The sequence below is a fragment of the Pseudomonas sp. R11-23-07 genome (assembly GCF_003852295.1).
Classification (GTDB): domain Bacteria; phylum Pseudomonadota; class Gammaproteobacteria; order Pseudomonadales; family Pseudomonadaceae; genus Aquipseudomonas.
The window spans coordinates 2,887,822-2,904,958 of the sequence record NZ_CP027761.1; the positions used below are offsets into that span (position 1 = coordinate 2,887,822).

Genomic DNA, 17,137 nt, shown 5'->3' on the forward strand with positions numbered 1-17,137 from the left:
GCGCCCCACACTGGACGCTGTTACAGCAAACCGCCGCCGTCGATATCGATCACGGCGCCGGTCATGAAGCCGTTTTCCATGGCCAGCACATACCCTGCCGCCACTTCCTGCGCCTGCCCGACGCGCCCAACCGGCAAGGCCCCACCGGCCTTGGCAAACATCGCCAGACGCTGCTCTTCGCCAAGCCCGGCGTACGCCGGCGTATCGATCACCCCGGGGCTGATCACGTTGACGCGGCGCGGCGCCAGTTCCTTGGCCAGCTGCTTGCCCAGCGCTTCGGTGGCGGCATTGATGCCGACCTTGATGAACTGTCCCGCAACCAATTTGCGCCCCAACTGGCCGGAGGTCAGGCTGATGCTGCCGTGCTCATGCAGAAATGGCAGTGCCTGTTGAATCGCGCGCAACGCACCCCAGAGTTTCACATTGAAGTTGGCCTGGGCTTCGTCCAGGTCGGTGTCGATCAGGGTCTTGGCCTTGACCGAAGGGCCTGATGTGTAAACCAGATGATCAAAGTGCCCCACTGTTTCGAACAGGCGTTGCAAGGATGCGCTGTCGTTGACATCCACCGGCTCGCTGCGCATGCCGTCGTGCTGCGCCGAGGTCAAGCGGCGCCCCGCCACCACTACCTGCGCACCCCGCTCGGCCGCCGCTTTGGCGACGGCTGCACCGATGCCGCTGCTGCCGCCGATCACGATAATGGTTTTGCCGCGAAGAGACGTTGTCATGGGAAATGTCCGGTTGAGGAAGTGAGCGTTCATCTTCCACGCTTGGTAATCGGAGAAAAATCCCGGTAAAACGACAAGATCTTTAAAGGAATTTTACAAATGAGTTCGATCCTGGACCTTGAAGTGTTCGTGCGCACCGCCGATGCGGGCAGCCTGTCTGCTGCGGCACGCGGGCTTGGCCTGACCCCGGCAGCGGCCAGTATCGCCCTCAAGCGCCTGGAAACCCGCCTGGGCCTGCGCTTGTTCGCCCGTTCCACCCGCAGCATGCGGCTGACCGAGGAAGGCCGGCGCTATCTGGACAGCGTACGCGTTGCGCTGGCCGCATTGAGCGAGGGTGAACAGGCGCTCAAGCAGCAAAGCCAGGGCCTGACCGGTTTGCTGCAAGTGGCGGCACCGTCGGATTTCGGGCGCAATGTGGTGCTGGGTTGGCTGGACGCCTTCAAGGCCGAACACCCGAACATCCGTCTGCAACTGATGCTCAACGACAGCAACGCCGACCTGTTTCGCGAAACGGTCGACATCGCCCTGCGCTTTGGCGTGCTGCAGGATTCCAGCCTGGTCGCCCTGCCCATCGTCCCCGACCACCATCGCGTTGCCTGTGCAAGCCCCGCCTACCTGGCGCGCCATGGCGCACCGCAACATCCAACGCAACTGTCAGGGCACAGCGCGTTGCGTTACATGCGCCAAGGTCAAGTCAGCAAGACCTGGCGCTTTCGCCAGGGCGCGCAGGTGGAAGACGTCGAGGTCAGCGGCGACTTTCTCAGCGACGACGGCGAGGTCGTGCGCCGTTGGGCGCTGGCCGGCCACGGCATCGCCTATAAAGCCCGGCTGGATGTAGTGGGCGACCTTGCCGCCGGCCGGCTGGTGGCATTGTTTGATGGATGGCAAGGCGAACCTGCGCCCTTCAACCTGATGTGCCCCCATCGTCTGCAGGTATCGGAACGGGTGAAGGTGCTGCAGCGTTTTCTACAGGAGCGCTGCCAGGCGTTGCTGAGTGCATGAAGAAACACACACAGGGCTTGTTCCAGAGCGTTGGTGTCTGGTATTGCATTACCCACGTTTGCCTGCCATGAGGAGCTTTGCATGATTTACCGCACGTTGGGCCAGTCCGGGTTGAAGGTCAGCGCACTGACACTGGGCACCATGATGTTTGGCGAACAGACCAGCACCGAAGATTCGTTGCGCATCATCGACAAGGCCTGGGATCAAGGCATCAACTTTATCGACACCGCCGACGTCTATACCGGCGGGCGCTCCGAGGAGATCGTCGGCGAGGCCATCGCGCGCAACCGCCCGGACTGGGTGGTGGCGTCGAAGGTCGGTTTCGGCCCGGCGGATGGCGTGCCCAACCGCAATGGGCTGAGCCGCAAACGCCTGTTCAACGCGTTGGAGGCGAGCCTGGCGCGCTTGGACACCGATTACCTGGACATCTACTACCTGCACCGCGAGGACCACGACACGCCGCTGGAAGTCACGGTATCGGCGATCGGCGACCTGATTCGCCAGGGCAAAGTGCGCTACTGGGGGTTATCCAACTACCGTGGCTGGCGTATCGCCGAGGTCATCCGCGTGGCCGAGCGCCTTGGCGTTGACAGGCCCGTCATCAGTCAGCCGTTGTACAACATCGTCAATCGCCAGGCCGAGGTCGAGCAGATCACCGCCGCGGCTGCCTATGGACTGGGCGTGGTGCCCTACAGCCCGTTGGCGCGTGGCGTGCTCAGCGGCAAATACGCACCCGACCTGGCACCTGAACCGGGCAGCCGCGCGGCGCGCCAGGACAAACGCATCCTGGAAACCGAATGGCGCGTGGAATCGCTGCGCATCGCCCAGCAGATCCAGCAATACACCCAGGGCCGTGGCGTGGGCATGGTTGAGTTCGCGATTGCCTGGGTGCTGAACAACGCGGCTGTGAGTTCAGCGATTGTCGGCCCGCGCACCGAGGCGCAGTGGGATGCATATACCGGGGCATTGGCGGTAGAGATCACGGCGCAGGATGAGGCGTTCGTCGACTCACTGGTGACGCCGGGGCATTCGTCCACGCCGGGGTTCAATGACGTAGGGCATTTCGTGTCGGGCCGAGTGACGCAGTCTCGCTGACCACTGGAACGCGCTCAAACCGCGGGTTACACGAAAGTTCACGCAAGCCCGCCCCAAAACAGCGCAGCGCTTTAACGCTAAAAGCACCATAATCCTTTGCTGGAACTGGATCTGAATCGGCTTTCGCGAGGACAGCGTGTCTAAAGGTGTTGCGTTATCGGTATTGGCCTCGGTGTTGTTCGCCGTGATGTATTACTTCACGTCCCTGCTCACACCACTGAGTGGCCTGGAAATTTTCGGCTGGCGCATGCTGCTGACCGTGCCCTGCATGACCGTATTCATGGTAGTCAGCGGCGAATGGCGGCGGGTGTGGGAGTTGCTGCGTCTGCTGGCGGCCAGGCCGCGCTTGATCGGCGGCGTGCTGGTGTCGTCCGCGTTGCTCGGCGTGCAGTTATGGCTGTTCATGTGGGCACCGCTCAATGGCCGCAGCCTGGATGTGTCGGTGGGGTATTTCCTGTTGCCGCTGACCATGGTGTTGACCGGGCGCCTGGTCTACGGCGAACAGTTGTCGCGCTTGCAGCAGATCGCCGTGGTATTTGCCGCATTGGGTGTGCTCAACGAGCTGTACCAGGCCGGCGGTTTTTCCTGGGCGACCCTGGTAGTGATCATCGGTTACCCCGTGTATTTCGTGGTGCGTAAATACCTGACCACCGACCATCTGGGCGGCCTGTGGCTGGACATGGCGTTGATGCTACCGGTGGCCTGGTGGTTCGTGCAAAGCGGTGAACAGGGCTTTGCGGTACTGGATGCACAGCCCAAGCTCTACGCGTTGATTCCGATGCTGGGCGTGATCAGTGCGTCGGCGCTGGTGAGCTATATCATCGCCAGCCGTTTGCTCGCCTTCAGCCTGTTCGGCCTGCTCAGTTATGTGGAGCCGGTGTTGTTGCTGGCAGTCGCGCTACTGCTGGGCGAAGGCATCAAGGGCGGGCAATGGCTGACCTATATCCCGATCTGGCTGGCGGTGATGGTGCTGGTGTATGAAGGATTCAAGCACTTGGTGCGTCAGCGCAAGGCTTGACTCGGTCAAACATGTGGGAGGGGGCTTGCCCCCGATAAGCATAGATATCTACACAACTTTGGCGTAGCCCTGAACCTGTGGCGAGGGAGCTTGCTCCTGTGGCGACCTGGCGGCCTATAGCTATCTGACTGATGCCGCGCGATCCAAATGTGGGAGGGGGCTTGCTCCCGATGGCGGCCTGACAGCCGACCAGGATGCTGGATCAGGGCGAGTACATATCCGTTGCTGCGGTAACGGCTGCTATGGGTTCCGCCCTTACGGCGTCTCACTTTTGAAAAGCGCAAAAGTAAGCAAAACGCTCTTGCCCCACCACTCGGCACCTCGCTTAGGCTCGGTGTGCCCGTAATCCGACAGCGTGGTTTAACGGGGCGCCTAGATCAAAAGCAAGATCAAGAGCGGCTCGCTTCGCATCGTGGTTACCGTAGGCTGCTACAAAGTTGTGTAGATACCTATGCCCCGATAAGGCAGTGTCAGTCAGCGCATATGTGACTGAGCCACCGCCATCAGGGGCAAGCCCCCTCCCACATTTGATCGCTGTTGTGTCAGGGATTATTGCTTAGTCAGCGGTCAACACACCGCGACGTACCTGATCACGCTCGATGGACTCGAACAACGCCTTGAAATTGCCCTCGCCGAAGCCATCGTCGCCTTTACGCTGAATGAATTCGAAGAACACCGGGCCCATCAGGGTTTCCGAGAAGATCTGCAGCAGCAGGCGCTTGTCGCCCTCGATTGAGGAGCCATCGAGCAAAATGCCGCGTGCCTGCAGTTGGTCCACCGGTTCGCCGTGGTTCGGCAGGCGGCCTTCGAGCATCTCGTAGTAGGTGTCCGGCGGCGCGGTCATGAAACGCATGCCGATCTTCTTCAGCGCGTCCCAGGTCTTGACCAGGTCGTCGGTGAGGAACGCCACGTGCTGGATGCCCTCGCCGTTGAACTGCATCAGGAACTCTTCGATCTGGCCGGCGCCCTTGGAGGACTCTTCGTTCAACGGGATGCGGATCATGCCATCCGGCGCGCTCATGGCCTTGGAGGTCAGGCCGGTGTATTCGCCCTTGATATCGAAGTAGCGCGCTTCACGGAAGTTGAACAGCTTCTCGTAGAAGTTGGCCCAGTACGCCATGCGGCCGCGGTAGACGTTGTGGGTCAGGTGATCGATGACCTTCAGGCCGGCGCCCTGCGGGTTGCGGTCTACGCCTTCGAGGTAGACGAAGTCGATGTCATAGATAGAGCTGCCTTCGCCAAAACGGTCGATCAGGTACAGCGGCGCCCCGCCGATGCCTTTGATCGCTGGCAGGTTCAATTCCATCGGGCCGGTGTCGATATGAATCGGCTGGGCCCCGAGTTCCAGGGCGCGCTTGTAGGCTTCCTGCGAGTTCTTCACGCGAAACGCCATGCCGCACACCGACGGCCCATGCTCGGCGGCGAAGTACGAGGCAAGGCTGTTGGGCTCATTATTGAGGATCAGGTTGATCTCGCCCTGGCGGAACAGGTGCACGTTCTTGGAGCGGTGGGTTGCCACCTTGGTGAAGCCCATGATCTCGAAGATCGGCTCCAGAGTGCCCGGGGTCGGCGAGGCGAATTCAATGAACTCAAAGCCCATCAGGCCCATCGGGTTTTCGTATTGGTCGGTCATGTTCGGTGCCTCATCATGCTTGGGGTAACAGCTAGTTTTTTACTAGCTATGTGGTTATTTGCGGGCAAGGATGAGGTCAGCGGGTGGCGCACAGGAAAGGCCTCGCACGCTGCGGGCGAGGAAGTCACCAAAGATGAGGGGCGAGCCGAGTTGCTTCATGTCATCAGTCTCTGACGGCGAGGCTTGCGTGAGCGCAAGTCCATATTCTTGTATGCGTAAATCGATTCTACACAGCGTAACAGTGTTTGTCCGTACTCTTATCAAATCTCCATTGCCTTGCCTTGCGCAAGGGGTTTGTTACACAGGTAAATGCCCAGCAGGATCACACTGCCGCCAAGCAGCATGGGCAGCGTCAGGTGTTCGCCAAGTAACAACGCCGCGCAAATGACGGCGGTCAGCGGGTTGAGCGCAATGAACACGCCGGAACGCGTCGCGCCGATGCGCCGAATGCCATCGTAATAGCCGATATAGGCCAGGGCCGAGCCCATTATGCCCAGGTACCCCAAGCTGGCCCATTGCGACACATGCAGCACGCTCAGGCCCGCCAGGGTCATGCGCCCGGTGACAAGGGTCGCGGCCAGGAGCATCACCGTGCCCAGCAGAATTGACCATGTTACGGTTTGCAACGGCCCGAGGCTGTGATTCAACTGGCGCGAGCCCAATGAATAGACGCCCCACCCCACGACGCAGCCGAGTATCAACAGATCGCCGCGCCAGGCATCCACATTGCCCTGCAGCAATTGCGGGTTGCGACTGATAATGACAGCCGCCGCCCCGCCCAGGCACAACGCAATACCCACGCACTTGGCGCGCTCCAGGCGCTCGTTGAACAACCACCAACCCGCCAGGCCGATCACGGCCGGGTTCAAGGCGACAATCAGTGAAGCCCGCGACGCATTGATGTAATGCAACCCATAGAAAAAGCACAAGTTGTAGAAAAAAATCCCGAAGAAACCCAGCGTCGCCAATTGCACCCATTGCCGTGGGCTCGGGCAGGTCAATCGGACCCGGGCGAACAGCATGTACAACGACAACGCCACGCTGGCCAGCACAAAGCGCAAGCTTGCCGCGAGCAACGGGTCTACCTGATCGGCCAGGTAGCGCCCGGCAACGAAGGTTCCGCCCCAGATAACGCTGACAGCGGCAAGCTTGAGATAAGTGAAACCATCGGCAATGCGGCGCATAAATTTGCTCGAAGAATAAGGGAGAGCCTATTCTTCAAGTAATGACCAATCATCGTAAAATGAGTCTTTTCTCATGACCCTGACCCAGTTGGAAATCTTTTCCCTGGTAGCTGAACTGCAAGGCTTTACCAGCGCCGCTCACCGCCTGGGTATCAGCCAGTCGGCGGTGTCCCATGCGATCAAGGCACTGGAGCAGGAGTTGGGTGTGGAATTGTTCCGACGTCACCAGACCCTGGTTGAACCGAGCGATATCGGCGTGCAATTGCTGGGGCGCGCCCGTGCCATGCTGGGCCTGGCCAACACGTTGCAGCAGGAAGCCGCCGACGCCCGTGGCATGAAGCGCGGTACGCTGCGTATAGGCTCGTTCGGGCCCACTGCTTCAATCCGCTTGCTGCCCAACATCCTCAGCCACTTTCGGCAGGCTTTCCCAGGCATAGAGGTACACGTCGACGAAGGCCCCGACCGGCAGGTCATACAGTGGCTGGATGAGCGGCGGGTGGATGTCGGGTTTGTCGTTTTGGAGCAGGACCGCTTCGATACCGTGGCGCTGTTGCAGGATCAATGGGTAGCGCTGTTACCGGCCGGGCATCGGTTAACCGCCCAGGTCGCGCTGCCCCTGCAAGCGTTATGTGATGACCCGTTTATCCTGACTGAAGCCGGATCGTCGGAATGGGTCACGCACCTGTTCAGCCAGGCCCGATTACAGCCGAAGGTGCGTTACCGCTGCGCGCAGTTGCTCAGCACGCTGGGAGCGGTCAGCCGTGGCGACGGACTGAGCATTGTCGCACAGGCATCGCTGCCGGCAGCCATCGATCCGCGTTATGTGGTGCGGCCATTGGCGCCTCAAGTGCCGCGCCAGATTGGTCTGGCTGTGCTCGACCGTCGCCAGTCATCACCCGCGACACTGGCGTTCATTGCAGTGGCGCAAAAGTTGTATCCCGCCCCGGTTTGAACTCGATCAAGCGCTGTTACGTTTTGCCGAGCACCGTGTGGCAATGCCATCTATCATCGGCATAGTCTCCCCTTTTCTGCATGGCTGCCCCTCTATGCCCCTGACCTCCCAAGGCCCACGAAGCCGAGTCGCCCGCTATTCGTTCAGCGCAGTCTGCGGCCTGCTTCCCGTTCTCCTTGGGGTGGTGATTCTTTATTGGCAGGCCGACCGCACGCTTGAGCAAAGCACCGCTCAAACGGCGCAGGAAGCCGTGCGTCAGTTCGACTTGATGCTCGACAACACCGCCGCCGCCGCCCAAGCGCTGTTACCACTGGCCGGCTTGCCGTGTGATAAGGCCGCGAAGCTGGCACTGCGTGAGCAGGTCACTCGTCGGCCGTTCGTGCGCGCCACCACCCTGTCCTGGCAGAGAAACATTTATTGCAGTTCGTTGTTTGGCAGCGGTTATGAGTCGCCGGTCAACCCGGACGACTACGTTGACGGCAGTTTGTGGTTGATGAACGGCAACCCCGTCACGCCGGATACCGCGCTGCTGGTTTACCGGCTGGTCGATGGCGATCGAGCCGCGTTCGCCTCGATTGACGGCTATCACCTCACCAACGCCCTGCGCCTGATCAGCCGCTATGCCTTCCTGGTGCTGAAAGTTGGCCCCCATTGGCTGGACGCCGAGGGCAAGGTGCATACCAGCACACCGCCGAGGTTTGCCGTGGCCCAGCACTTTTTGGCCTCCAACCGCTATCCGTACAGCGTTGACGTGGGCATGCCCGAGGGCGAGGTGTGGCGTTATATGCAGGCGCGTTACCCGGCGGTGTTCAGTTTGGTGGTATTTTTTGGAGTGCTGGCCGGCGTCCTGGCCCATTGGCTGCAGAAGCGCTCTTCGGCGCCTACCCACGAGTTGCAACGGGCCCTGGGCGCCAATGAATTCATTGCGTATTTCCAGCCGGTGGTGCGCGGCGACACGCGCCAATGGGCCGGCTGCGAAGTGCTGATGCGCTGGAAGCATCCTAAAGAGGGGCTGGTCCGGCCGGACCTGTTTATCCCCCTGGCCGAACACTGCGGACTGATCGTGCCGATGACCCGCGCCCTGCTCCGCCAGACCGCCGCGCAATTGGCGCCGCATGCCGAGCACTTCAGCCCGGGTTTCCATATCGGCGTGAACATCACCGCGCGGCATTGCCACGATCTGGATCTGGTGGATGATTGCCGGGAGTTCCTCGCGGCCTTCCCGCCCGGCCAGGTCACCCTGGTCCTGGAATTGACCGAGCGCGAGCTGATCGAACCCACCGACATCACGCGCCGCCTGTTCGACGCTCTGCACCAGTTGGGCGTGATGATCGCAATCGACGACTTCGGCACCGGGCATTCCAGCCTGGGCTACTTGCGCAACTTCAATGTGGATTACTTGAAGATCGATCAAAGCTTCGTCGCCATGATCGGAGCGGATGCGCTCTCCCGGCATATTCTCGACAGCATCATAGAACTGTCCGCCAAGCTCGACCTGGGTATCGTGGCTGAGGGTGTGGAAACAGCGCAGCAGTGTGATTACCTTGTTGCAAAAGGCGTGGACTTTTTGCAAGGTTACCTGTTCGGCCGCCCGGTACCTTGCGATGAATTCATTAAGGCGTTGACCCGCCATTGAATAGCCATCGACTTTAGATGAAACAATCTTATTTAGACAAAGACATGATTTACTCGAAGTGAATTAACCACTACAATTTTTCGTGCCGGCGATACACTCACGCAGGTGTTTTCGTTGAGTTAGCTTAATCCTCTTGGCTTAAGGCTTTCTTCGCAGTAGCTATCAGCTAACTACACTATTGGAGTACAGATTTTGTCCAGACTCGCCGAATTTCGTGCAGCAGAAAAAGCCCTTCAAGAGCAGCTCGCCCAGCTGGAATCGCTGAAGAACGACGCCGGGCTGAAGAAAGAAATCGAATTCGAAGAAAAACTTACAAAGCTGATGAGCAGTTATGACAAGAGCCTGCGCGATGTGATCGCCATCCTTGATCCAAACTCGGGCAAATCGGCTGCTGCAGCCGTTCGTGCGCCGAAACAGCGCCGTGCACGTGTGGTCAAGGTTTACCAGAACCCGCATACCGGCGAGCTGATCGAGACCAAAGGCGGCAACCACCGCGGCCTTAAAGCCTGGAAAGAAGAGCACGGCGCAGCCACTGTAGACTCTTGGCTTCGCGGTTGATTAACATGCACTAACAGAAAGCCCCGCTTACGCGGGGCTTTTCGTTTATAGGTTCACAAACGAAACTAACTTAAGTTCACATTCGTTCGCCTGGAACCATTCAAAGTTTGAGGCTATCACGCACCGAACTGACCTCATCTTTGCTGGCCTCGTACGCTTGCGCCTGGCCCGCATATGAAAACACGTAGGCTTTATCGACATCCACTGCCCCCACTAGTGTTTGCGACAGCACATGTCGACCGTTCTCGGTAATCACACAGGTAGTTTCCAGCGCCTCAAGACGGCTCAATGTAGCGGGGTGCATTTTGGTGCACACACTTTGATAACCACCCTGGGCAAAATCTTTCTGGATGGATTTACGCATTTCCAGCAAAACGCCTTGAAGATTGACATTATGCCCAGCCTCGATCGGCGTACCGGTCAACTCCATCACCATCAAGGTCTTGCCATTTTCATCATTTTTGATCGCGCGCTGTCGCGACACGGCCTGGGTCCTCCCGGCTGCGTTGCCATCGGGCTCAACTTCCTCGACCTGCCAGCCGCTGGGCCAATGAATTTCCGGCTCGGCCGCCAGTACGAACGGGCTGCCCAATACTAAGCACAACGTAGCCAATAACGGTTTACGAAACTCGATCATTGCCAAAAGCATCCAAGGTTCCAGCACCAAAGTTTGCGGCCCGAGCCCCGCCCCTCGCAAGGGCCGCGTGAGCTTTTTCATTTGGCGCGATCGGCAGGCCTTGCGTATCATGGCTCGGCTGCACGGATGCTTGCCGCAAGCCAAGGGACCGCTTTGCCCCATTTTTTCTGGAGGGCCCATGAGCCTGCACGAACTGAACACCTTTCCCGGCGTCACTGCCCAACCGGATACCGCCACCACCAACTTCGTGTTCAACCACACCATGTTGCGGGTCAAGGACATCACCAAGTCGCTGGATTTCTACACCCGCGTCCTGGGGTTTTCCCTGGTTGAAAAACGCGATTTCCCGGAGGCCGAATTCAGCCTGTATTTCCTGGCCCTGGTGGACAAGGCACAGATCCCGGCTGACGCTGCCGAGCGCACCCAGTGGATGAAGTCGATCCCAGGCATTCTGGAACTGACCCACAACCACGGCACCGAAAACGACGCCGACTTCGCCTACCACAACGGCAACACCGACCCGCGTGGCTTTGGCCATATCTGCATTTCGGTGCCGGATATTGTCGCGGCCTGCGAACGCTTCGAGGCCCTGGGCTGCGATTTCCAGAAGCGCCTGAGCGATGGCCGCATGAAAAGCCTGGCCTTCATCAAGGACCCGGACGCTTACTGGGTTGAGATCATTCAGCCAGCACCGCTGTAAAACAAAAACCCCATGATCGCTCATGGGGTTTTTTATTTGCGCGCTGTTTTTACGCCGGCGCGGACGTGCGGATCAGATGGTCGAACGCGCTAAGGGAAGCCTTGGCGCCCTCACCTACCGCGATGACGATCTGCTTATACGGTACAGTCGTCACATCACCGGCGGCGAATACGCCCGGCAATGAGGTCTCGCCACGCGCATCGACGATGATCTCGCCGCGTGGCGTCAGTTCCACGGTGCCTTTGAGCCAGTCGGTGTTAGGCAGCAAACCGATCTGCACGAAAATGCCTTCCAGGTCGATGGTCTTGAACTCGCCGCTGTCGCGGTCCTTGTAGGCAAGACCGGTGACTTTCTGGCCATCGCCTTTGACTTCACTGGTCAACGCGCTAGTGATCACATCAACGTTGGGCAGGCTGTGCAGCTTGCGCTGCAACACAGCGTCAGCGCGCAGCTTGTTGTCGAACTCGAGCAACGTGACGTGGCTGACGATGCCGGCCAGGTCGATGGCCGCTTCGACGCCGGAGTTACCGCCACCGATCACTGCCACGCGCTTGCCCTTGAACAGCGGGCCATCGCAGTGCGGGCAGAAGCACACGCCTTTGGCTTTGTATTCCTGCTCGCCCGGCACACCCATTTCCCGCCAGCGCGCACCGGTGGCCAGGATCACCGTCTTGGACTTGAGCGTCGCGCCGCTTTCGAAGCGAATTTCGTGCAACTCACCGGCATTCTTCGCAGGTACCAGGCTGCTGGCACGCTGCAGGTTCATGATGTCGACGTCGTACTGACGCACGTGGGCTTCCAGGGCGCTGGCCAGCTTCGGGCCTTCGGTTTCCTGGACCGAGATAAAGTTCTCGATGGACATGGTGTCCAGCACCTGGCCACCAAAACGCTCGGCGGCCACGCCGGTACGGATGCCTTTGCGTGCAGCGTAGATCGCGGCCGATGAGCCCGCCGGGCCACCGCCGACGACCAGTACATCAAAAGCATCCTTGGCACTGATTTTCTCAGCCGCTTTTTCGATGCCGCTGGTGTCGAGCTTGGCGAGAATTTCTTCCAGGCCCATGCGGCCCTGGCCGAAGTTCACACCGTTGAGGTAGACACTGGGCACTGCCATGATCTGACGCTCATCCACTTCGGCCTGGAACAGCGCGCCGTCGATGGCCACGTGGCGGATATTGGGATTAAGCACGGCCATCAGGTTCAGCGCCTGGACCACGTCCGGGCAGTTCTGGCACGACAGCGAGAAGTACGTCTCGAAGCTGAACTCGCCTTTCAGCGCGCGGATCTGTTCGATCACTTCGACACTGGCCTTCGACGGGTGGCCACCGACTTGCAGCAGGGCCAACACCAGTGAAGTAAATTCATGGCCCATGGGGATGCCGGCGAAACGCAGGCTGATATCGGCACCCGGGCGATTGATGGAGAACGACGGCTTGCGCGCATCATTGCCATCGGTGTTCAGGGTAATCAGCGTAGTGAGGCTGGCTACGTCCTGCAAAAGAGCGAGCATTTCCTGGGATTTCGCACCGTCGTCGAGGGAGGCGACGATCTCGATCGGCTGGGTGACCCGCTCCAGGTAAGATTTCAACTGAGCTTTAAGATTGGCGTCCAACATACGGGCGATTTCCTTTAATTCTGGGTATAAAAAAACGCCCGAGCGAATCTCGCCCGGGCGTTTTTGAGGGCGGTTGCAGCTTACTGGGTAGGTGCGGATACCCGCCCTTGGGACTTCACAGACTTAGATCTTGCCGACCAGGTCCAGGGACGGAGCCAGGGTGGCCTCGCCTTCTTTCCACTTGGCTGGGCACACTTCGCCTGGGTGGGCAGCGACATACTGAGCAGCCTTGATCTTGCGCAGCAGCTCGGAAGCGTCACGGCCAACACCGCCGTCGTTCAGTTCAACGATCTTGATCTGGCCTTCCGGGTTGATCACGAAGGTACCGCGGTCTGCCAGGCCAGCTTCTTCGATCAGCACGTCGAAGTTGCGGGAGATGGTCAGGGTTGGGTCGCCGATCATGGTGTACTGGATCTTGCCGATGGCTGGCGAGGTGTTGTGCCAGGCAGCGTGGGCAAAGTGGGTGTCGGTGGACACGCTGTAGATTTCGACGCCCAGTTTCTTGAATTCGGCGTAGTTGTCAGCCAGGTCTTCCAGTTCAGTCGGGCAAACGAAGGTGAAGTCGGCTGGGTAGAAGAACACTACGGACCACTTGCCTTTCAGGTCAGCGTCGGTCACATCGACGAAGCTGCCGTTTTTGAAAGCGGTAGCTTTAAACGGTTTTACTTGGCTGTTGATGATAGGCATCGTTGACTCTCCGTCAGGGGTTAAGAAGTTGATGAGGTGAATCCTACCCACTCCGACCGACGATGGCTCATTGGCAAACCTGATGCTGACGATTGGTTTTCCCTATCAGGCAGCTGTATTAATAGAAGAAATCTCACAGCAGCGGTTGAGTCGCCAGGGTCATGCCGAGAAAGGGGGTCGCTTCAACATAGCGCATGGCCGATTTCATGTCGCTCCAGCCGACGTAACTCATCAATGACTTCAAATCCCAGCCGCTGCGATGGGCCCAGGTAGCGAAGCCACGTCGCAGGGAGTGGCTGGTGTACTGCTCGGCGGGGATGCCTGCGCGCTCAAGGGCTTGACGCAATAATGGGATCACGCTGTTGGGGTGCAGCCCCTCCTCCCCCAGATTGCCCCAGCGATCGATCCCGCGAAACACCGGGCCACGTACCAATGCCGAGGCACTAAGCCATTCGCTATAAGCCTGTACCGGGCACAAGCGCAACAGCGCGGGGGTGTGGTAGGTCTTGCCGAGGTTATCGCGGTCACTTTTGCTGCGCGGCAAGTACAGGCTGATGCCGGCCCCAGGCACGGCCTGGACATGCTCGATGCTCAAGCGACACAACTCATCGCTGCGAAAGCCGCGCCAGAACCCCAACAGGATCAGCGCCGTGTCGCGCTTGGCGCGCAGTAATCCGGGCTGATCCTGGTTTTCAGCGGCTTGCCTGGCCTCATTTTCAAGCGATGCAACCACCTGCTCCAGATGCGTGAGCTGCAATGGCTGCGCTTGCCGCTCCTGCGCCGGGTGCACGGCGCGGATGCCCTTGAGCACCTTGCGCACCACCGGCGCTTTGGTCGGGTCGGCAAACCCCTGGCTGGTATGCCATTGCGCCAAGGCCGATAGCCGCAACTTCAAGGTGTTCACGGCCAGCACGCCCGCATGCGCCACCAGATAGCGCGCCACGCTGTCGCTGGTGGCCGGCAGGAACCCACCCCAACTGACTTCGAAATGCTCGATGGCCGCGCGGTAGCTACGGCGGGTGTTATCGCGGGTAGCGGCATTGAGGTAACGGTCAAGATCACTCATGGCAGGGCCTATTCGTACTGCGAACGCCTGGATCGACGCTGGAAACGCTAATGACACGGGATAATACGCCAATATCCCATCTGTTAAATAATGAATTTAAAGAGTTTTTCGGCCGTGATACAGTATGTATATACATATCATGTACCACAGTACGAAATCGACGGAGACCCTATGGCACGTGGTGGCATAAACAAAGCGGTGGTTCAAACGGCACGCCAGGCAATCCTCGCCCGCGGTGAAAACCCCAGCATCGATGCTGTACGCATCGAGATGGGCAATACCGGCTCGAAAACCACGATTCATCGTTACTTGAAGGAACTGGACGAAAGCGAAACCCGGCAAATCATCACCGAAGCGCCTATCGACGATGAGCTGGGTGAATTGGTGGCACGTCTCGCACAGCGCCTGAAGGAGAAGGCTCAGGAACCCATCGACCTCGCCCTTGCGCAGTTCGAACAGCAGAAAAGCGCCCTGCTCACTCAGCTTGAAGCCCTGCAGGAGTCCCATCACCAGTTGCAACAGCAGTTCGACATCCAGGCCGCCGCCCTCGTCGAGGAAAGCGCCGCCCTGCACACCGCCAGCACCAGCCTGCAAGCCGAGCAAACGCGTAACGCCGGGCTAAGCCAGGCATGCAGCGATTACGAACTGAGGATCAACGACAAGGACGAGCAGATTCGCTCCCTGGAAGACAAGCACCTCCACGCCCGCGATGCGCTTGAGCACTACCGCAATGCCGTCAAGGAGCAGCGTGAGCAGGAGCAGCGTCGCCATGAAGGCCAGTTGCAGCAGGTACAGGCCGAACTGCGCCAGGCCCAGCAGAGTGCCCTGGTGCGTCAGGACGAAATCACCCAGTTGCATCGAGACAACGAGCGCTTGTTGATCGAGCATCGGGTGACTGCCAAGGAGCTGAGCGCACTGCAGGAGCAGGTGCGCAAAGACCAAGGCTTGCGCATCGAGTTGAACGAGAAGATCAGCCAGGTCGACAGCGAGCGCACGCTGCTTCAGGAGCGCTTGCGGGTTGCGCTGCTGGAAAGTCAGTCACGAAAGGACGCGCTGACTGAACATCAACAGGCCAACAAGGCGCTGGAACTGGACCTGATCAAGGCCCAGGCCAGCATTGAAGCGTTGCGCCTGGCCGCCGTCGTTGCAACGACGCCAGAAGCAACGCCCGAGACCTGATCAGCCTGCCACAGGCGTGCGCATGGTGACGAACTCTTCCGCCGCCGTCGGATGCACGCCAATGGTCTCGTCGAAATGCTGTTTGGTCGCACCGGCCTTGAGCGCGATCGCCAGGCCCTGGACGATTTCGCCGGCGTCGGGCCCGACCATGTGGCAGCCCAGCACTTTGTCGGTGTCGGCGTCGACCACCAGCTTCATCAGGGTCTTTTCCTGGCAGTCCGTCAGGGTCAGCTTCATCGGGCGGAAACGGCTTTCGAAGATCTGCACCTTGTGGCCGTTCTTCTTCGCCTCCTCTTCCGTGAGGCCCACCGTACCGATATTCGGCAGGCTGAACACGGCCGTCGGGATCATCGCGTAATCCACCGCGCGGTATTGCTCGGGCTTGAACAGGCGACGCGCCACCGCCATGCCTTCGGCCAGGGCGACCGGGGTCAACTGCACGCGGCCGATCACATCACCGATGGCCAGGATCGACGGCTCGGCGGTTTGATACAGATCGTCCACACTGACAAAGCCACGCTCATCGAGTGTGACACCGGTGTTCTCCAGGCCCAGGTTGTCCAGCATCGGCCGGCGGCCGGTGGCGTAGAACACGCAATCGGCTTCCAGCACGCGACCGTCTTTCAAGGTGGCCTTGAGACTGCCATCGGCTTGCTTGTCGATGCGCTCGATATCGGCATTGAATTGCAGGTCGAGGCCGCGCTTGGTCAACTCTTCCTGCAAATGCTTGCGCACCGCGCCATCGAACCCGCGCAGGAACAGGTCGCCGCGGTACAGCAACGAGGTCCGTGCGCCCAAGCCATGGAAAATGCCTGCGAACTCAACGGCGATATAACCACCGCCCACCACCAGTACACGCTTTGGCAGCTCTTTCAGGAAGAATGCTTCGTTAGAACCGATGGCGTGCTCACGTCCTGGAATCTCAGGGATCTGCGGCCAGCCGCCGGTGGCGATCAGGATATGTTTGGCGCTGAAGCGCTCGCCGTTTATTTCCACCTGATGGGGATCAACCAGGCGCGCATGCCCTTCGTGCAGGGTTACACCGCTGTTGACCAGCAAATTGCGATAGATGCCGTTGAGACGGTTGATCTCGCGATCTTTGTTGGCGATCAGGGTCGCCCAGTCAAAGTTCGCCTCACCCAACGACCAGCCAAAACCGCTGGCCTGTTCGAAGTCTTCGGCAAAGTGCGCGCCGTACACCAACAACTTCTTTGGCACGCAGCCGACATTCACACAGGTACCGCCCAGGTAGCGGCTTTCCGCCACGGCCACCTTGGCGCCAAAGCCGGCGGCAAAGCGCGCCGCGCGAACACCGCCGGAACCGGCGCCAATTACATACAGGTCAAAATCGTAGGCCATTTCATTCTCCTCGGCAGGCCACCAGCATACCGACTTACATGGGGCTGAAAAACGAAAAAGCCACCCGGAGGTGGCTTTCTCTTGAAACCGG

The 17,137-nt window shown here is 59.6% G+C and carries 16 protein-coding genes; 8 read left to right on the forward strand and 8 right to left on the reverse strand.

All coding sequences use genetic code 11. From position 1 onward, the window contains the following. Nucleotides 1–20: 20 nt before the first annotated feature. Entirely contained in the window at nt 21–725 is a 705-nt protein-coding gene (locus C4J84_RS13055; RefSeq protein ID WP_124435509.1) for an SDR family oxidoreductase, read from the reverse strand. Nucleotides 726–824: 99 nt separating this feature from the next. Between C4J84_RS13055 and C4J84_RS13060 the strand changes: the two genes are divergently transcribed. The 3 genes from C4J84_RS13060 (at nt 825) to rarD (ending at nt 3,840) form a co-directional block, all read left to right on the forward strand. After that, complete coding sequence (locus tag C4J84_RS13060; protein WP_124435510.1) at nt 825–1,727, forward strand: LysR family transcriptional regulator; 903 nt, start codon at nt 825–827, stop codon at nt 1,725–1,727. Nucleotides 1,728–1,808: 81 nt separating this feature from the next. Beyond that, the gene (locus C4J84_RS13065) at nt 1,809–2,822 is read left to right on the forward strand and encodes an aldo/keto reductase (protein ID WP_124435511.1); all 1,014 of its coding nucleotides are present in this window, start codon (nt 1,809–1,811) and stop codon (nt 2,820–2,822) included. Nucleotides 2,823–2,958: 136 nt separating this feature from the next. Next, entirely contained in the window at nt 2,959–3,840 is an 882-nt protein-coding gene (gene rarD / locus C4J84_RS13070) for an EamA family transporter RarD (RefSeq protein ID WP_124362960.1), read from the forward strand. A gap of 556 nt (nt 3,841–4,396) precedes the next feature. On the opposite strand, the gene hppD is transcribed toward rarD, so the two are convergent. Beyond that, complete coding sequence (gene hppD / locus C4J84_RS13075; RefSeq protein ID WP_124370790.1) at nt 4,397–5,473, reverse strand: 4-hydroxyphenylpyruvate dioxygenase; 1,077 nt, start codon at nt 5,471–5,473, stop codon at nt 4,397–4,399. Nucleotides 5,474–5,733: 260 nt separating this feature from the next. After that, nucleotides 5,734–6,657 carry a DMT family transporter gene (locus C4J84_RS13080; protein ID WP_124435512.1) on the reverse strand — a complete coding sequence of 308 codons (924 nt, stop codon included), beginning with the start codon at nt 6,655–6,657 and terminating at the stop codon, nt 5,734–5,736. 73 nt (nt 6,658–6,730) lie between these two features. On the opposite strand from C4J84_RS13080, the gene C4J84_RS13085 reads away from it, so the two are divergent. The 3 genes from C4J84_RS13085 to C4J84_RS13095 all read left to right on the forward strand — a co-directional run bounded on the left by C4J84_RS13085 (nt 6,731) and on the right by C4J84_RS13095 (nt 9,803). After that, complete coding sequence (locus C4J84_RS13085) at nt 6,731–7,609, forward strand: LysR family transcriptional regulator (RefSeq protein WP_124435513.1); 879 nt, start codon at nt 6,731–6,733, stop codon at nt 7,607–7,609. A 94-nt stretch (nt 7,610–7,703) separates the two neighbouring features. After that, on the forward strand, nt 7,704–9,245 hold the full coding sequence (locus C4J84_RS13090) for an EAL domain-containing protein (protein WP_124435514.1): 1,542 nt from the start codon (nt 7,704–7,706) through the stop codon (nt 9,243–9,245). Between the two features lie 192 nt (nt 9,246–9,437). Further along, nucleotides 9,438–9,803, forward strand: a complete 366-nt coding sequence (locus C4J84_RS13095; protein ID WP_124435515.1) for a histone-like nucleoid-structuring protein, MvaT/MvaU family — start codon at nt 9,438–9,440, stop codon at nt 9,801–9,803. A gap of 100 nt (nt 9,804–9,903) precedes the next feature. Here C4J84_RS13095 and C4J84_RS13100 read toward each other — a convergent pair whose 3' ends face one another. Then, nucleotides 9,904–10,440 (reverse strand): DUF4946 domain-containing protein, encoded by a 537-nt coding sequence (locus tag C4J84_RS13100; RefSeq protein ID WP_124405805.1) that lies wholly within the window; start codon nt 10,438–10,440, stop codon nt 9,904–9,906. A gap of 178 nt (nt 10,441–10,618) precedes the next feature. Between C4J84_RS13100 and gloA the strand changes: the two genes are divergently transcribed. Next, nucleotides 10,619–11,140, forward strand: coding sequence for a lactoylglutathione lyase (gene gloA, locus C4J84_RS13105; RefSeq protein WP_124362964.1), 522 nt, complete (start codon nt 10,619–10,621; stop codon nt 11,138–11,140). Nucleotides 11,141–11,189: 49 nt separating this feature from the next. Here the strand turns inward: gloA and ahpF are convergent, their stop codons facing one another. The 3 genes from ahpF to C4J84_RS13120 form a co-directional block, all read right to left on the reverse strand. Continuing rightward, nucleotides 11,190–12,755: an alkyl hydroperoxide reductase subunit F gene (ahpF, locus tag C4J84_RS13110; RefSeq protein WP_124370793.1), complete on the reverse strand. Its 1,566-nt coding sequence runs from the start codon at nt 12,753–12,755 to the stop codon at nt 11,190–11,192. Between the two features lie 123 nt (nt 12,756–12,878). Beyond that, complete coding sequence (gene ahpC / locus C4J84_RS13115) at nt 12,879–13,442, reverse strand: alkyl hydroperoxide reductase subunit C (protein ID WP_124435516.1); 564 nt, start codon at nt 13,440–13,442, stop codon at nt 12,879–12,881. A 133-nt stretch (nt 13,443–13,575) separates the two neighbouring features. After that, a complete protein-coding gene (locus C4J84_RS13120) occupies nt 13,576–14,508 on the reverse strand; it encodes a site-specific integrase (protein ID WP_124362966.1) in 933 nt (310 codons plus the stop codon). Between the two features lie 171 nt (nt 14,509–14,679). Between C4J84_RS13120 and C4J84_RS13125 the strand changes: the two genes are divergently transcribed. Further along, entirely contained in the window at nt 14,680–15,687 is a 1,008-nt protein-coding gene (locus C4J84_RS13125; protein ID WP_124435517.1) for a DNA-binding protein, read from the forward strand. Here C4J84_RS13125 and gorA read toward each other — a convergent pair whose 3' ends face one another. Continuing rightward, nucleotides 15,688–17,046 carry a glutathione-disulfide reductase gene (gene gorA, locus C4J84_RS13130; RefSeq protein ID WP_124367137.1) on the reverse strand — a complete coding sequence of 453 codons (1,359 nt, stop codon included), beginning with the start codon at nt 17,044–17,046 and terminating at the stop codon, nt 15,688–15,690. It lies immediately after the preceding gene. Nucleotides 17,047–17,137 lie beyond the last annotated feature (91 nt).

What these genes read in the sequence shown, in the direction of transcription:
- C4J84_RS13055 (WP_124435509.1), bottom strand. Translation starts at nt 725, where the DNA reads ATGACAACGTCTCTTCGCGGCAAAACCATTATCGTGATCGGCGGCAGC.
- C4J84_RS13060 (WP_124435510.1), top strand. Translation starts at nt 825, where the DNA reads ATGAGTTCGATCCTGGACCTTGAAGTGTTCGTGCGCACCGCCGATGCG.
- C4J84_RS13065 (WP_124435511.1), top strand. Translation starts at nt 1,809, where the DNA reads ATGATTTACCGCACGTTGGGCCAGTCCGGGTTGAAGGTCAGCGCACTG.
- hppD (WP_124370790.1), bottom strand. Translation starts at nt 5,473, where the DNA reads ATGACCGACCAATACGAAAACCCGATGGGCCTGATGGGCTTTGAGTTC.
- C4J84_RS13080 (WP_124435512.1), bottom strand. Translation starts at nt 6,657, where the DNA reads ATGCGCCGCATTGCCGATGGTTTCACTTATCTCAAGCTTGCCGCTGTC.
- C4J84_RS13085 (WP_124435513.1), top strand. Translation starts at nt 6,731, where the DNA reads ATGACCCTGACCCAGTTGGAAATCTTTTCCCTGGTAGCTGAACTGCAA.
- C4J84_RS13090 (WP_124435514.1), top strand. Translation starts at nt 7,704, where the DNA reads ATGCCCCTGACCTCCCAAGGCCCACGAAGCCGAGTCGCCCGCTATTCG.
- C4J84_RS13100 (WP_124405805.1), bottom strand. Translation starts at nt 10,440, where the DNA reads ATGATCGAGTTTCGTAAACCGTTATTGGCTACGTTGTGCTTAGTATTG.
- gloA (WP_124362964.1), top strand. Translation starts at nt 10,619, where the DNA reads ATGAGCCTGCACGAACTGAACACCTTTCCCGGCGTCACTGCCCAACCG.
- ahpF (WP_124370793.1), bottom strand. Translation starts at nt 12,755, where the DNA reads ATGTTGGACGCCAATCTTAAAGCTCAGTTGAAATCTTACCTGGAGCGG.
- ahpC (WP_124435516.1), bottom strand. Translation starts at nt 13,442, where the DNA reads ATGCCTATCATCAACAGCCAAGTAAAACCGTTTAAAGCTACCGCTTTC.
- C4J84_RS13120 (WP_124362966.1), bottom strand. Translation starts at nt 14,508, where the DNA reads ATGAGTGATCTTGACCGTTACCTCAATGCCGCTACCCGCGATAACACC.
- C4J84_RS13125 (WP_124435517.1), top strand. Translation starts at nt 14,680, where the DNA reads ATGGCACGTGGTGGCATAAACAAAGCGGTGGTTCAAACGGCACGCCAG.
- gorA (WP_124367137.1), bottom strand. Translation starts at nt 17,046, where the DNA reads ATGGCCTACGATTTTGACCTGTATGTAATTGGCGCCGGTTCCGGCGGT.